The following is a 14,148-nucleotide window of genomic DNA, read 5'->3' as shown; positions in this document are numbered from 1 at the left end:
GCCGGGGCCGCCGCATGCACGTAATGCGCGAGGCTTCCCGCAGACCCGAACTGCTGATGCCTTAGCCTGGTGCCCTTCCGGCATGCAACGAATGGAACTGTTGATGATCGAGTCCTACCCGGCACTGTCCCTCGTCCCGCCGCTCCTGGCGATCCTGCTGGTTATAGGGACGAAGAAGGTCATCTCGTCCCTGGCTGTGGGCATCGTTGCCGCCGCTTTCCTGGTTGCCGATGGCGGCATCCTCAGTACCCTGGCCAAGGTCTGGGAGGCCTTCTCCCAGATCTTCTGGTCGGAAGGCGCACCCAATTCCTACTACATCCTCATCCTGGTCTTCCTGCTGACTCTCGGCGTCATCACCTCCCTGGTGCTGATGTCCGGCGGCACCCAGGCCTTCGCCGAGTGGGCGATGACGCGGGTCCGCACCCGGAGGGGCGCCCAGGTCCTCGCGGCGGCGCTGGGAACCGCGATCTTCGTCGACGACTACTTCAATGCCCTGGCCGTCGGGCAGGTCGCCCGCCCCGTTTCCGACCGGCAGCGGGTGTCGCGGGCCAAGCTCGCCTACCTGATCGACTCCTCCTCCGCACCCGTCGCCGTGCTCGCCCCCTTCTCGAGCTGGGGAGCCTCGATCATCGGCATCATGGGGCCGATCGTCGCAGCTGTCGGCATCCAGGTCTCCGACGCCGGCGCCTTCATCCGCTCCGCAGGGATGAACTACTACGCCATCGCCGCCCTGATCCTGCTGTGGATCACCGTCGTCCTGGAGATCGACTTCGGCCCGATGCGCCGCGAGGAGAGCCGCGCCGTCTCCACCGGCGGCCTGTACGACCCCGACGAGCAGATCCCCGGCCAGCTAACCGACTCCCTGCCGCGGCACGAGCCGGGGGCGATGCGCGCCCTCATCGTTCCCTTCGCCGTCCTGGTCGCGGGGGTCATCGGTGGAATCCTCCTGACGGGGCATCACGCGTCCGCTCATGGTCCATTCTCGAAGTGCTCGCCAGCACCGACGTCGCCCTGTCCCTCAACCTCGGCGGCGTCCTCGGGCTCGCGACCGCGGCCTTCTACTACTTCCACTTCACCCACGAGGACCCGATCTTCGAGGCCAGGACGGCCGCCAAGGGTGTTGTCGAAGGCGCCCGCTCGATGCTTCCGGCCATCAAGATCCTCCTGTGCGCCTGGATGCTCGGCTCGTTGATCTCCGAGCTCGGTACGGGCGCATACCTGGGCTCGCTCGTCGAGTCGACCGCGGTGTCGGCGCGGTGGCTCATCCCGATGCTGTTCGTCGTCGCGGGGGCGATGGCCTTCGCCACCGGCACCTCCTGGGGCTCCTTCGGCATTCTCCTGCCGATCGCCGGGGAGATCATGGGCGCGGTCGCCGGCGGCGGCGAGTTGCTGATCCCCGCATTCGGCGCCGTCCTCGCGGGTGCCGTGTGGGGCGACCACTGCTCCCCTATCTCGGATACGACGATCCTGTCCAGCACCGGAGCGGGCTGCAACCACATCACCCACGTCAACACACAGCTCCCCTACGCGGGTGCCGCCGCAGGCGCGGCGCTGCTCGGTACGTGGTGTTCTCGGCGACGGGGTCCGGAGTACTCGGCGTTGTGGTCACCGTCGTCGCACTGAGCGGCTTCGCCCTCGCGATCCGCGCGTGGCTGCCGGCCATCGACGCCGCGAATGAGGACGCGTCCACGCCTGCCGAAGAACCCGAGGACGCATCAACCACAGCCTGAGTGCCCTCCCGGTTGCAGCCCACGAGGTGGCCATGACAGCAAATCACGACCTTGGGGTACGTTCCACGACCCCGGGGTGGTCGTGATTTGTACCCCAAGGTCGTAAACCGTCAGCTGCCGCCAGGTGCTCGTCGACCAACCTGCACGCCCCCGCACCTGAACCGAGACGACGGCGGCCGCTCGCTACACCCCGGAATCGGAGACTCCCGTTTGTTCAGCGATCCAGGGGCGGTGAGCCGGTGGCGCGCGACAAGTACATGCCCTTGAGCTGATCAAGCACCGGTGCCCTAGTCTTCGCCCATGACCGAGACTCCCTCCAACATCCCCGCGGTGCCGCCCACAGGCGCCCATCCCGTCGGCAGCTCCACCCGCCGCCCCACCGCCGTTGATGCCGTGGCGGAGCGCTACGTCGAGCAGCTGGCCGACCTGTCCCCCGAGTTCGCGGTGTCCGTGGGGCTTCCGGGCCGCCGCGGCGAGCTGGACGGGTACTCCCCGGAGGCCCTTGAGGCGCTGACGGATCTGGATCGGCGCGCGCTCGCCGAGCTGGAGGACGTCACCCCGGTTGACGCGGTCGACCGGGTCACCGTGGCCGCCATGCGCGAGCGGCTGGGCGTCAGCATTGAGTCCGCCGAGGCCGGTGAGGCGCTGCGCCGCCTGGACAACATCGCCTCCCCGATTCAGAACCTGCGGGATCTGTTCGACAACCTGCCCACCGCCACCGAGGCCGACTGGGCGGACTTCGCCGCCTGCCTGCGCGACGTGCCGCGCGCCCTGGACGAGTACGCCGGCTCCCTGCGCCTGGCCGCGAGCCGGGGTGACGTGGCCGCCCGGCGCCAGGTGGAGGCCTGCATCAGCCAGGCCCGCGATCAGGCGGCGGAGGCCTCCAGCTCCTATACGGCGCTTATCGACGCCGCCGCCACCGCCGACGGCGCGCCCCTTCCCGAGTCGCTGCGCGCTGACCTGCACGCGGCCTCTGCGCAGGCCCGCGCCGCCTACGGTCGTATCGCCGAGTTCCTGGGAGAGCAGATCGCGCCGCTGGCCGGGGAGGCCGACGGCGTGGGCCGGGAGCGCTACGCCCGCTTCTCCCGCGAGTTCCTGGGCGCTACGGTCGATCTGGACGAGACCTACGAGTGGGGCCGCGAGCGCCTGGCCGCCATCGACGCCGAGCAGCGGGCGATTGCCGCGCAGTTGTACGGCGAGGGCGTGAGCGTGCGCGAGGCGATGGACCGGCTCAATGCCGACCCGGCGCGCACCATCCACGGCACCGCCGCCCTGCAGGCCTGGATGCAGCGCACCGCGGACGAGGCCATCGCGGCGCTGGACGGCACCCACTTCGACATCCCGGCCCCGCTGCGCACCCTGGAGTGCCGGATCGCGCCGTCGGCCACCGGCGGCATCTACTACACGGGCCCGAGCGACGACTTCACCCGGCCGGGGCGCATGTGGTGGTCGGTGCCGGAGGGGACCGACACCTTCGCCGCCTGGCAGGAGCGCACCACCGTCTTCCACGAGGGCGTGCCCGGCCACCACCTCCAGGTCGGCATGCAGACCTATGTGCGCGACGAGCTCAACTCCTGGCGCCGCCTGGCCTGCTGGGTCAGCGGCCACGGCGAGGGCTGGGCCCTGTACGCCGAGCAGCTGATGGCCGACCTCGGCTTCCAGGACGACCCCGGCGACCGCATGGGCGTGCTCGACTCCCAGCGGCTGCGGGCCGCCCGCGTGGTGCTGGACATCGGCGTGCACCTGGGCAAGCGGCGCCCGCCGGAGCTGGCGGAGCTGCCCGGCGTCGGCGACGGCGTCTGGGACGCCGACTCGGCCTGGGCCTTCCTGCGCCACAACGTGGCGATGACGGAGTCCTTCCTGCGCTTCGAGCTGGACCGCTACCTGGGCTGGCCGGGGCAGGCGCCGTCCTACGCGGTCGGCCAGCGGCTGTGGGAGGCGACCCGCGACGAGGCGCTGGGCCGCGGGCAGTCCCTGAAGGACTTCCACACCCGGGCGCTGCGCCTGGGCAGCGTGGGCCTAGATGTCATGCGCGAGGCGCTGGCGGAGTAGCCGAGTGCACGGCCCGCCCGGCCTCACTCCTCCAGAATCCGGCGACGTCCACGGCCCCGCCGGCGCCTCGAAATCGGCGCGCACGGCCTCGCGCAGGTCGCGTCGTGCAGCCAGTCCAGGGCGACGGCGGCCAGCCCGTAGGCGCCGTCGACGGCGGCGGCGTCGCCGGTGGGCGAGCCGGCGGCCGCTGCCATCTCCCGAGTGTGCAGGGCGACGTCGTCGCGGTCGGTGACCTTGATCAGCGGGTGGATGCCGGGCACGCGCAGCGACACGTTGCCGAAGTCTGTGCCCGCCGCGATCGTCTCCGGCACCACGCCGGCCGGCAGCGGGTCGCGGCCGCGCTCCCGCTGGGAACGCACCCAGGCGGCCAGCAGCGGACCGTTGGAGCGCACCGGCATCTCGTTGGTGTTGGCGTCGGTGATGATCTCCACCCCCGTGCCGGTCATGAGCGCCGCCCCGCGCAGCAGGTCCTCCACGCGCCCCACCAGGTCCTTGAGCGTCTCGGGGTACTTGGAGCGGACCATGAGGTTGAGCTCGGCGCGCTCGGGGATCACGTTGGCGACCTGCCGCCGTCGTCGACGACGGCGTGGACGCGGTCCATGGGCAGGATCTGCTGGCGCAGCAGGCCCAGGCCGGTCAGGGCCAGGGTGGCGGCGTCCAGGGCGTTGCGGCCCATGAAGGGCTGGGAGGAGGCGTGGGAGGGGATGCCGGTGTACACCGCGCTCATGCGGCGCACGCCCAGCCAGGTCTGGTCGGCCAGGTCGTGGGCGTAGGCGTGGGTCTGGATCGCGGCGTCGACGCCGTCGAGCATGCCGCGCTGGGCCAGGATCTCCTTGGCGGTGTCGGACTCCTCGGCCGGGGTGGTCTGCAGGATGACGCGGCCGGGCAGCGCCCCGGGGCGGCGGCGCTGAAGCTCGGCCAGGGCGAGGAAGGCGCCCACCGAGTTGGCGCACATGACGTTGTGCCCGCAGCCGTGGCCGACGCCGGGCAGGGCGTCGTACTCCGCCAGGATCGCCATGGTTGGAACGCCGGGGTGGGCGGGCGCGTCTTCGGCCGCACCGATCTCCGCCCGCAGCGCCGTGTCCATGCCGTACACGCCCGCCTCCGAGTCGATGCCGTGGGTGCGCAGCAGCTCGGCGACGGCGGCCACGGCGTGGTGCTCGGCGTGTCCGACCTCGGGGTGGGTGTGCAGATCGTGGGAGAGCGCGACCAGTTCGGGAGCAAGCGAGTCGACGAGGTCGGCCAGTTCGGCACGCAGGTCGGCCTCGGCACCGGCACCCTCGGACAGTGCGGCGGCGGGGCCGGCCGTGGCGGCGCGGGCGGCGGTCTCCTCGGCCATGCGCGCCTGCACGGCGGAGCAGGGCGTGGTGGGCCGGGACAGGTCGCGGACGGGTTGATTCATGGCGCCGATTGTGCCGCGTGCAGCGGCCGTCATCGAGTCAACTTCCGCTCCAACAGGTACAGGCCCATGGAGCCAGGCGGGATACCGCGACCTTATGGGCCTCACACCTCCGGGTGACGAGCGCGCAGCAGGTCCCGGTTCCGCCAGGCGCCGAGCACCGAGCCCGGCCCGGGGAAGGTGTCGAGGCCGGTGCGGTGCGTGAGCCCGGGTATGCGGTCGGGGATGAACTCGCGCCCCCGGCTGACCACGAGCCGCAGGTCGCGCAGCACCCCCAGCCCGGCCCGCGGGTCACCGGCGACGGCGATCAGGTCGGCGTCGAAGTCGGGGGCGAGCACGCCGGTCACGCCCGCCAGGCCGATGCCGGCGGCGGCGCGGGAGGTGGCGGCGAGCAGGACCTCCGCCCGGGGCAGGCCGACGGTCTCCAGTGCCTCCAGGCCGCCGACGTAGCCGCGGGTCGGGACGCCGGGAATGCCGGCGTCGTGCCCGGCGACGATCTTCACGCCGTGCTCCCACAGCATGCGTACGGGCGGGGCGAAGGCGTCGTCGCGGGCGATCATGCGTGGCAGTTCGGCGGTGATGGTGCAGTCCACGTAGATGCCGGCGGCGGCGATCTCGTCGGCCAGGCGCGGGTCGGGTTCGGAGCGTGCGGCGGGGCTGATGAAGGAGGCGTGGGCGAGGTAGTCGACGCCGGCGCGCACGGCCCGCTCGATGCCCTGGGTGCCGTGGGCGTGGGCGGCGGTCCACTTCCCCAGGCGGTGGGCGTCGGCGAACAGGACGGTGAGCTCCTCCTGGCTGAACTGAGCCAGCCAGGGCACCGAGCCGGAGGTGGTGAAGCCGCCGGTGGTCATGGCCTTAATGGTGTCCACACCCCGCTTGTGGTGGAGCCGGACCTGGCGGCGGATCTCGTCCAGGCCGTCCGCCTCGCCGCCCGCGTGGTGGGCGTGCCCGCCGGTGACGGTTATCTGCGGTCCAGCGGCGGTGATGCGGGGGCCGCGCAGGTCGCCGTTGTTGATGGCGTCGCGCAGGGCGACGTCCACGTAGTGGCGGGCCCCCAGGCTCTGCGCGCTGGTGACGCCGAGGGACAGCAGCTCGCGGGCGGAGCGGGCGGCGTTCAGCGTGAGCCGGGCGACCTCATGCGCCCCGTAGTCGGGGTACTCCTCGTCCGTGCCGGAGGTGGGCAGGTGGGCGTGGGTCTCGATGAGACCGGGCATGAGGGTGGTGCCGGGCAGGTCGATGCGGCGCACCTGCGCGGGCACGGTCTCGGCCGCGGCGGCCAGCTCACTCAGGCGGGCGGTCAGCTCGGTGGTGGGGCCGACGGCGCGAATGCAGGGACCGTCGATGAAGACGGCGCCGCCCTGGGGATCGTCCTCGCCAATGCTTTCGAGGCTGCCGACGGCGTCACCACGGCGGCCGGTCAGCACGCGGTCGGCGGCGACCAGCGCAGCGCCAGCTCCGTCGAGGCGTTCACCGCCGTCGGTCGGCGGGGTAATCCAGTCCGTCATGGAGCCTCCTGGGTGCTCGGGTAGATGGGGAGGGACGCAGCGGTGCTTGGCTGCAGTGGCGCGGTCGGCGCCGCCCCACCCTCAGACAACCGTAAGTCCGACAGCAATAATCCATCTCGCGCGCCTCTTCGACGCTTCTCACCGGGGCGCGTTTCACGACCTTCGGCCGCGCTCCACGACCATCCCGGGGTCGTGGACAACGCACCAGGGTCGTGGAATGCGAGTCCGCGCCCAAGCCGCATACCTCTCCGCCCCCGACACCCCGGCACCAACCGCTAGCATCGCAGCTATGAGCGATTCGGAGCCCTGGGAACCCCGCCGACTACTCGCCGGACTCGGCATCAGCGGCGCCGCCGAATCCTTGTACTTGTCACTGCTGGACGGCGCATTCCATGCCGCAGACTCCGAGAGCCCCGCCCTCACCGAGCTGATTGAGGCGGGCTTGGTCACCGTCGCCGACGGGGTGGTGAACCCGCGCTCGGCAGCCCGCGCCCTACACGCCTTGGAACGGCGGCACCGCGAGGATGCCCACCGCGCGGAGACCGCCGCCCTCGAGCTGGATCTGCTCGAGCAGGGCGGCCGACGCCTAGTGGAGACGACTCGCTCCCCCCAGCGAGCCATCGTCATGTTCAACCAGCTCTTTGCCACCGCTCGCATTGAGTTCCGGGGAATGGATCGCCCGCCGTACCTGACATCCTCGGGAAAACAGGCGAGCCTGCAACAGGAGTCATTGCGCCACGGCGTACGTCACCGAGCACTGTACGAGATGGCCTCCCTGCACGACCCGGATTACTTCCGTGTGGTGGCCGCATCGATCCGCCAGGGCGAGGAAGCGCGCTTCGTGGAACGCCTCCCCTTCCGCATGCTCCTCGCCGACGAGACGACGGCGCTCATCCTGCGCCATGGCCCCGATGACGGCGTCATCGCCACCCGTGTCGCCAACGCTGAACTGGTCGCAACCTTCGGCGACCTGTTCGAGCAGCTGTGGCAGACAGCCGTACCGATGCCGCGCGCACTGACCACCGAGGAGGCATTGCCGCACAACCGCGAACTGATTTGGGCACTCGCCTCCGGCATGACCGACGAGGCGATTGCGCGGCAACTCGGGGTGAGCCTGCGGACCGTTGCCCGACGAGTCGCCGAACTCAACCGTCTGCTGGGGGCACAAAGCCGTTTCCAACTGGGTATGCAGGCGGTGCGTCTGGGCTGGCTGCCGCAGGCAGATGACACGGCGGGGCTGGGGCAATCCGAGTGACGCACGTATGACATGGCAGATTTTCGCCACTCGTCACTAGCAAACGCGTTACTAATCCCGTGTTTCGATGAGTTCCGTCTCCCATGACAGCTCCCCGACTCATCGAAGGGAAAACAATGAAGCGTTACGCTCACTCGCCTGTGCCGCGGCCCTGGTGCTCGCCCTCGCCATCCCGGGGTCCGCCGCTTCTGCCGACATCAGCGATGAGGTCTCCCCCTTGAAAGCCGCAGCGGCGGAGACTTGCACCGGCTCCGTCACCTCGGTCGCCTGGCGTGACGGTACCCATGTATCCAATGGAACCTACGTCTCCGACGCCTCCGGCCTGGTCCGCGCCGACCTGAGCTGGGCGGCTCCCGCCACCGCGAGCGCCGGGGACAGCTTCACACTGACCCTGCCGGCAGAGTTGGAGAACCGCGGCCCCAGCAGCTTCGACCTGACGGCCCCCGACGGCGCCGTCGTCGGCCAGGCCACCTGGTCCGGCAAGACGCTTACTTTCGTTCTGTCCGACTACGCCGACACCTACGGCGACATCACCGGCACCGCCTGGGTGACCCTGGGCTGGGACCGCTCGCAGGTCGATGAGGCGGGCGGCGACTACACGCTGACCTTCACCTCCTGCGGCCAGAGCTTCCAGCTTCCCGGAACCTATGTGGGCCCGGGGCCCTCCGGCGTCGACCAGGCCAGCGGCAAGACCGGTGTGTACGACGCCGACATCAACAGCTCCCGCTGGGTCGTGTACGTCGGCACCACCACGCAGGACGTGTACGAGCCCCTGGTCATTGAGGACCTCGGCGGCGAGGGGCTGACGCTGACCTGCGAGGGCGCGAAGATCTACGACCGCACACCCTACCCACACACCGAGGTCGTCTACGACAATGAGATCGACACCAACCGCTGGTCCTGTACGGAGACCGCCGGTGGCGGCGTGCGCATCGTCTTCAGCCCCATGGCCGACGGCCGCTACCAGCCCGCTCACGAGTCTCTCCAAATCGACCTGCGCGCGGACGTCGGCCCGGAGGTCGCCGACCTGGACGAGCTGGTCAATACCGCCACGATCTCGGTGGCCGAGGACGGCGAGCCGGCCACGGTGGTCGGACGCGTCGAGTTGCCCAACAGCGGCGGGACCGGCTCCGGTCACCGGGCCTCGTTCACTATTGAGAAGGTCACGACCGGAACCGCGGCACCGGCCGACGCCTCCTACCAGTTCTCCTACAAGTGCCTGTCCGCCGACTTCATTGACCTGCCGGCGATTCAGGCGGGGCAGACCACGACGTCGGTGACGACCAAGTCCTCCGCCACCTGCCAGATCGTCGAGAAGGATCTGCCCGAGGATGTGAGCGTCTCGTACGAGGTGGACGGGGCGACGGCGACGCCGATCGAGAACGGGGTGTCGCTGACATTCCCCATCGATGCGGCCGCGACGGTGAAGATCGTGGCGACCAATGCCTTCCCTGACGAGCCGATCGTCGAGCCCACCACCGAGCCGACCACGGAACCCACCACCGAACCCACAGTCGAGCCCACCACGGAACCCACGGTTGAACCGACGACCGAACCAACCGTGGAGCCCACCACCGAGCCGACCACGGAACCCACAGTCGAGCCCACCACGGAACCCACGGTTGAACCGACGACCGAACCGACTACGGAACCCACCACCGAACCCACAGTCGAACCGACCGTCGAACCTTCGGAGGAACCGACCACGGAGCCCACAACCGAGCCCAGCAGCGGATCCACGCCCGGAGTGACGCCGCCCTCACCCGGCAAACCGTCCAGCTCGGCCGCGAAGCCAACCTCGCGCGCAAAGCTCGCTAAGACCGGCGCAGGAACCACGTCACTGGCAGCGCTCGCCGCGGTTCTCCTGTTCGCTGGAATCTCGACCTCGGTTGCACGCAAGCGGGCTTAACCCGAACATTGCACCCGCGCAATCAGCTCGGTAGTCCTGCAAGGGACTATTTGGTGGCGGGCTCGGCTTCGAATGAAGCCGAGCCCGCCACGCACATATGCGGCTCTCTTCATGTGTTTGGTGGGCAAAGAGTCCCTGAACTGTGTCACTATGGGCCATGAGCACGCGGGCCTGTGGGATGGGCGTTGGGTACGCCCTTCAGCATCTACCACCCCTGTTGGGTGTCTGCTGATGAACTCGGAAGCCTTCAGCAAACACCTAACAGGCGTCGTAAACGACACCGACCAATCGTCAGGACCCTTCCGCGCGAAGGCGGTCTAGCGGCGGCCTCCCCACACCGTGGCATCCACCGACTTCCAGCCGCTTGGCGCACCTCCCGGGTGCCACCCTCTGAGCGATAATCGCCCCATGTCCACCTCGCCGATCGTCCGCGCCGCTCCGCCGAGGTGCTGGTCGCAGAGCTCGTGGACCGCCTGGCCGAGCGTTTGCATGAAACCGCAGCCGCCGACCACGACGCTGCGGCCGCCGGTCATCGCACCCGTCTCGACGACGGACTCGATGCCCGTGGCAACGGCCGCCTCATCCTCGGACTGACCGGGGCGCCCGGGGCGGGCAAGTCCACTTTCGCCGCGTCCCTGGAGGAGCAGCTACACCGGCGCGGACTGCTGGCCGGAACCGTGCCCATGGACGGCTTCCACCTGTCCAATGCGGTTCTGGATCAACTGGGTCGACATGACCGCAAGGGCGCCCCGGACACCTTCGACATCGCCGGCTACTTGTCCGTGCTCGACCGCGTGCGCGCCGCTGACGCCCCGGAGGTGCTGGCACCGGTGTACCGGCGGGACCTGCACGAGCCGGTTGCGGCGGGCACGCTGGTGCGCGGGCCGGGCGTGGTGGTCACCGAGGGCAACTACCTGGCGCTCGACGACGGCGGTTGGGAGACCGCCCGCACCCGAATCGACCTGCTCATCTTCCTGGACGTGCCGGAGGCGGAGCTCATCCGCCGCCTGGTGGCCCGGCATCAGAGCTTCGGTCGGGCCGCCGCCGACGCCGGACACTGGGTGCGCACCGTGGACCTGCCCAATGCCCGCCTGCGCGCACCGCTGCGACGAGATCTGGCAACTGCACGCCGTCCGGCACCGATCCGGCCGACCGCGCAGCTAGTCGCCGCACTCAGGCACAAACGCATCAGCCAGGTCTCAGGCAGTCCTCCGCGACTGCCGGGAACCCACCCACACACCTGTTCGCCCACGCCAGGGTCCCCTCCACCTCGGCTCAATAGCTGGATAAGGCAGTACTCGAAAACCGAGTACGTGAGAACGATGGAGGGCCATCCAATGGCACACCTGAAGATGAAAGCACTACTGACCACATCCGCGCTGGTTGCAGCAACCGCAGCGGTCGGTACGGCTGCCTCGGACCCCAAGGGCAAGTACTACGCCAACCTCAAGAAGCCGGACTGGAATCCGCCCGACGAGGTGTTTCCCGTCGTCTGGACCACGCTGTACACGGACATTGCACTGACCACCGGCATGACCCTGGCCGACCTGTGGCAGGCCGGCGAGATCATGGGCAGCAACAAAGAGGCCAAGCGGTTCCTGACGGCGACCGTCGCCAACCTGGCAATCAATGGCGGCTGGAGCTGGGCATTCTTCCGTGCCAAGCAACCGGCGTTGTCCGCCGTCTGGGCCGGAGTCCTCGCCGCCAGCTCGGCCGATCTGACTCGCCGCGTCTTCAAGGTCAACAGGGCACGCGGCGTGGTCCTGGCGCCATACGCGGCCTGGACCGCCTTCGCCACCGCATTGTCTTGCGCCATGTGGAAGCTGAACGAACGCGCAGCCGATCATCGCGCAGCCTGACCCCTGGTACCGGGGCGGCGGCCAGCCGACGCGTCGAGTTCGGCGACCGCCACCTTGTCCACCCGGCGGCCGTCCAGGGCAGTCACCCGCAGACGCAGACCGTCCCAGGCGACGACGTCGTCCACCCGGGGTATCCGCCCCAGTTCGGCCATGATGAAGCCGCCGAGGGTGTCGAAGGGGCCGGCGGGCAGTTCATGCCCCAGCGCCCGGCCCACCTCGGTGCGGGTGGCCAGACCATCAATCACGACGGTGTCGTCGCGGTGAACCACGGCGGACTCTTCACGGTCATACTCGTCGATGATCTGCCCGGTGAACTCCTCGACGACGTCCTCCAGGGTGACGATCCCGTCGGTGCCGCCGTACTCGTCCACCACCAGGGCGATGTGCGCATGGGCCGCGCGCATCTGCGTCAGCGCGGAGACGACCGGCAGGGTTTTCGGAAGCAGCAGGATGCTGCGGGCGATCTCGGCCACGCGGCGCGAGTCGTCAATCGGGGCGATCAGGTCGCGCAGGTGCACGTAGCCGACGACGTCGTCGTCATCCCGGCCCCGGCGCACCGGGTAGCGGGAGTGCTCCAGCCCGGACAGGGCGGCGCGGGCCTGGGCGATTGTTAGGTTCGCGCCGACGAATTCGACCTCGGTGCACGGTGTCATCGCCTCCACCACCGTCCGCTCGCCCACCGCCAGCAAATCCAACACCATGCGCCGCTCCTCCGCCCCGATGCTCTCCTGGGCCTGAATGAGGGCGCGCAACTCCACCAGCCCGATGGATTCTTCCCGCGTGGCCGGGTCCCGGCCCAACCCCCGCAACAGGACATTGGTGGACACGCCCAGCAGCCAGATCACCGGCCGCAGCGCACCGGTGATGGCCGCCAGCGGGCGGGCCGCCAACAGGGCCACGGTCTGGGCCGACTGCATGGCAATACGCTTGGGCACCAGCTCCCCCACCACCACCGACACGTAGGCGATCAGCAGGGTGACGGCGACGAATGCGAGCGTCGCTGCGGTCGTGCGCCCGAAACCCATGGCGTTCAGCACGGGTGCCAGCGCGGGCGCGATCTGCGCCGCCCCGAAGGATGCGGAGAAGAAGCCGGCAATGGTCACCCCCACCTGGACGGCGGACAGGAATTGGTTGGAGTCGGAGGTCAGCCGCTTGACGACTCTCCCGGCGCCGCCCCGCCCGGCCAAGTCTTCAATCTGGGTCGGGCGCAGGGACACCAGCGCCATTTCGGCGGCGGAGAAGCATGCGCCCACGAGGATGAACAACACCACCAGCAGGCAGTTGCGCAGCAATGGGTCCACGCCCGCGATTGTTGCGGGGTCGGCTGCCGGCTTTCTGCCGGTTCTCTGAATAACCACCTATAGGGAGCTTCAACCGTCATAAATCGCACGCTCGCCCCGACGGCTTCTGACCGCACACAATAAGACACGTGACAGTAACCTCAAACACCACTTGAGGGCGACCGGGAAAACAATACGAGTTTCCTGAATGGGGCTCGAATTCCGGTGAGTTGCCACCCCCGGAGCGGTTTACTTTCCTCGTCACAGATCCCCAGCGGGATCACCAACCACTACCAGGCAGGAGTCAGCATCATGACCGCGCACAATTGCATCGTGGTGACCTTCGCGGAGTCCAGTAAGGCGTATGAGGCGCTCAGCGACATCCGCCAGGCCACACAGGCGGACAGAATCATCGTCCCGGCGGCCATTATTGCCGAGCGGGAGCCGGATGGGCACCTGCATTTGGCCGAGGGCGCGGACGCCCGCATCGGCAACGGCGCCTTCTCCGGCGGACTGATCGGCATGGTCATCGGCATTCTGGGCGGACCGCTGGGCATACTGCTCGGCTGGGGCGCCGGCGCCCTGGCAGGAGGTTTCGTCGACATCGAACGAGTCAACCGCGCCGAAACCGCCATCGGTGAGTTCAGTTCACGCCTACCCGCGGGCACGACGGCGATCTTCGCGGAGGCCCGCGAGTACGCGCCCGAGGTGCTGGACGGGCTGGTCGCCCCGCTCGACGGCGTGGTGGTACGGCGTCCCGCCGCGGAGGTGCTGGCGGAGCTGGAGGCGGCGCAGGAGGCCGCCAAGGCCGCCCACCGCGAGGCGACACGCGTCATGCGCCAGGAGCGCCGTCAGGAGCGCAAGGAGAACTGGGATGAGCGCATTGCCCGGCTCAAGGAGCGCTTCCACCGCCAGGGCTGAGGCCCGGCCGACGGCCGACTCAGCTGGCTCGCACCCTGAGCTGCCCGCGGTGAGCGCGCCCCTGCCCTACCTTCCGCAGGGCAGGGGCGCGCGTCCGCGTCCACATGGGGTGGGGCAGGCGCGGACAGACGCATGGCGGCCGGCACCCAAGCACACGTCCACCGGTTGGACTGCGGCGTCGTCGGCGCGCGGCGGGGCCTACCGTGAAGGCGGACACCCACTCCACCTCCCGCATTCC

At 69.6% G+C, this 14,148-nt stretch carries 9 protein-coding genes and 4 pseudogenes; 9 read left to right on the top strand and 4 right to left on the bottom strand.

Going from position 1 to position 14,148, the window contains the following annotated elements:
* Window positions 1-82 precede the first annotated feature (82 nt).
* From BW737_RS19395 to BW737_RS03990, 4 genes and pseudogenes are all read left to right on the top strand, one after another.
* Window positions 83-895, top strand: a pseudogene (locus BW737_RS19395) (Na+/H+ antiporter NhaC family protein); the annotation flags it as partial.
* Between the two features lie 92 nt (window positions 896-987).
* The gene (locus BW737_RS17605; RefSeq protein ID WP_257210442.1) at window positions 988-1,623 is read left to right on the top strand and encodes a Na+/H+ antiporter NhaC family protein; all 636 of its coding nucleotides are present in this window, start codon (window positions 988-990) and stop codon (window positions 1,621-1,623) included.
* Window positions 1,602-1,730, top strand: a complete 129-nt coding sequence (locus tag BW737_RS17600; RefSeq protein ID WP_257210441.1) for a hypothetical protein — start codon at window positions 1,602-1,604, stop codon at window positions 1,728-1,730. Before BW737_RS17605 ends, BW737_RS17600 begins: the two co-directional genes overlap by 22 nt.
* A gap of 300 nt (window positions 1,731-2,030) precedes the next feature.
* Window positions 2,031-3,782, top strand: a complete 1,752-nt coding sequence (locus BW737_RS03990; RefSeq protein WP_086615286.1) for a DUF885 domain-containing protein — start codon at window positions 2,031-2,033, stop codon at window positions 3,780-3,782.
* Here BW737_RS03990 and BW737_RS03985 read toward each other — a convergent pair.
* Together BW737_RS03985 and BW737_RS03980 are read right to left on the bottom strand one after the other, a co-directional pair.
* Window positions 3,757-5,184: pseudogene (locus tag BW737_RS03985) on the bottom strand (amidohydrolase). The gene BW737_RS03990 and the pseudogene BW737_RS03985 overlap by 26 nt on opposite strands.
* Window positions 5,185-5,285: 101 nt before the next feature.
* Window positions 5,286-6,686 carry an amidohydrolase family protein gene (locus tag BW737_RS03980; RefSeq protein WP_086615285.1) on the bottom strand — a complete coding sequence of 467 codons (1,401 nt, stop codon included), beginning with the start codon at window positions 6,684-6,686 and terminating at the stop codon, window positions 5,286-5,288.
* Window positions 6,687-6,975: 289 nt separating this feature from the next.
* On the opposite strand from BW737_RS03980, the gene BW737_RS03975 reads away from it, so the two are divergent.
* Together BW737_RS03975 and BW737_RS19825 are read left to right on the top strand one after the other, a co-directional pair.
* Complete coding sequence (locus BW737_RS03975) at window positions 6,976-7,941, top strand: helix-turn-helix domain-containing protein (RefSeq protein ID WP_086615284.1); 966 nt, start codon at window positions 6,976-6,978, stop codon at window positions 7,939-7,941.
* Between the two features lie 67 nt (window positions 7,942-8,008).
* Window positions 8,009-8,512, top strand: a pseudogene (locus tag BW737_RS19825) (Ig-like domain-containing protein); the annotation flags it as partial.
* A 680-nt stretch (window positions 8,513-9,192) separates the two neighbouring features.
* Here BW737_RS19825 and BW737_RS19820 read toward each other — a convergent pair.
* Window positions 9,193-9,648, bottom strand: coding sequence for a hypothetical protein (locus BW737_RS19820; RefSeq protein WP_420835700.1), 456 nt, complete (start codon window positions 9,646-9,648; stop codon window positions 9,193-9,195).
* 651 nt (window positions 9,649-10,299) lie between these two features.
* Between BW737_RS19820 and BW737_RS03965 the strand changes: the two are divergent.
* Window positions 10,300-11,014 (top strand): annotated as a pseudogene (locus BW737_RS03965) (nucleoside/nucleotide kinase family protein).
* 158 nt (window positions 11,015-11,172) lie between these two features.
* Window positions 11,173-11,709 (top strand): TspO/MBR family protein, encoded by a 537-nt coding sequence (locus BW737_RS03960; RefSeq protein WP_338063855.1) that lies wholly within the window; start codon window positions 11,173-11,175, stop codon window positions 11,707-11,709.
* Here the strand turns inward: BW737_RS03960 and BW737_RS03955 are convergent.
* On the bottom strand, window positions 11,694-13,010 hold the full coding sequence (locus tag BW737_RS03955) for a hemolysin family protein (protein ID WP_086615283.1): 1,317 nt from the start codon (window positions 13,008-13,010) through the stop codon (window positions 11,694-11,696). The genes BW737_RS03960 and BW737_RS03955 overlap by 16 nt on opposite strands.
* Window positions 13,011-13,301: 291 nt before the next feature.
* On the opposite strand from BW737_RS03955, the gene BW737_RS03950 reads away from it, so the two are divergent.
* A complete protein-coding gene (locus BW737_RS03950) occupies window positions 13,302-13,910 on the top strand; it encodes a DUF1269 domain-containing protein (RefSeq protein ID WP_086615282.1) in 609 nt (202 codons plus the stop codon).
* Window positions 13,911-14,148 lie beyond the last annotated feature (238 nt).

Source organism: Actinomyces ruminis (genome assembly GCF_002154335.2).
In the GTDB taxonomy this organism is placed as follows: domain Bacteria; phylum Actinomycetota; class Actinomycetes; order Actinomycetales; family Actinomycetaceae; genus Actinomyces; species Actinomyces ruminis.
The sequence above is the reverse complement of the archived record's forward strand: the minus strand, read 5'-3'. Positions and strand labels throughout refer to the sequence as shown.

What these genes read in the sequence shown, in the direction of transcription:
- BW737_RS03990 (WP_086615286.1), top strand. Translation starts at nt 2,031, where the DNA reads ATGACCGAGACTCCCTCCAACATCCCCGCGGTGCCGCCCACAGGCGCC.
- BW737_RS03980 (WP_086615285.1), bottom strand. Translation starts at nt 6,686, where the DNA reads ATGACGGACTGGATTACCCCGCCGACCGACGGCGGTGAACGCCTCGAC.
- BW737_RS03975 (WP_086615284.1), top strand. Translation starts at nt 6,976, where the DNA reads ATGAGCGATTCGGAGCCCTGGGAACCCCGCCGACTACTCGCCGGACTC.
- BW737_RS03960 (WP_338063855.1), top strand. Translation starts at nt 11,173, where the DNA reads ATGGAGGGCCATCCAATGGCACACCTGAAGATGAAAGCACTACTGACC.
- BW737_RS03950 (WP_086615282.1), top strand. Translation starts at nt 13,302, where the DNA reads ATGACCGCGCACAATTGCATCGTGGTGACCTTCGCGGAGTCCAGTAAG.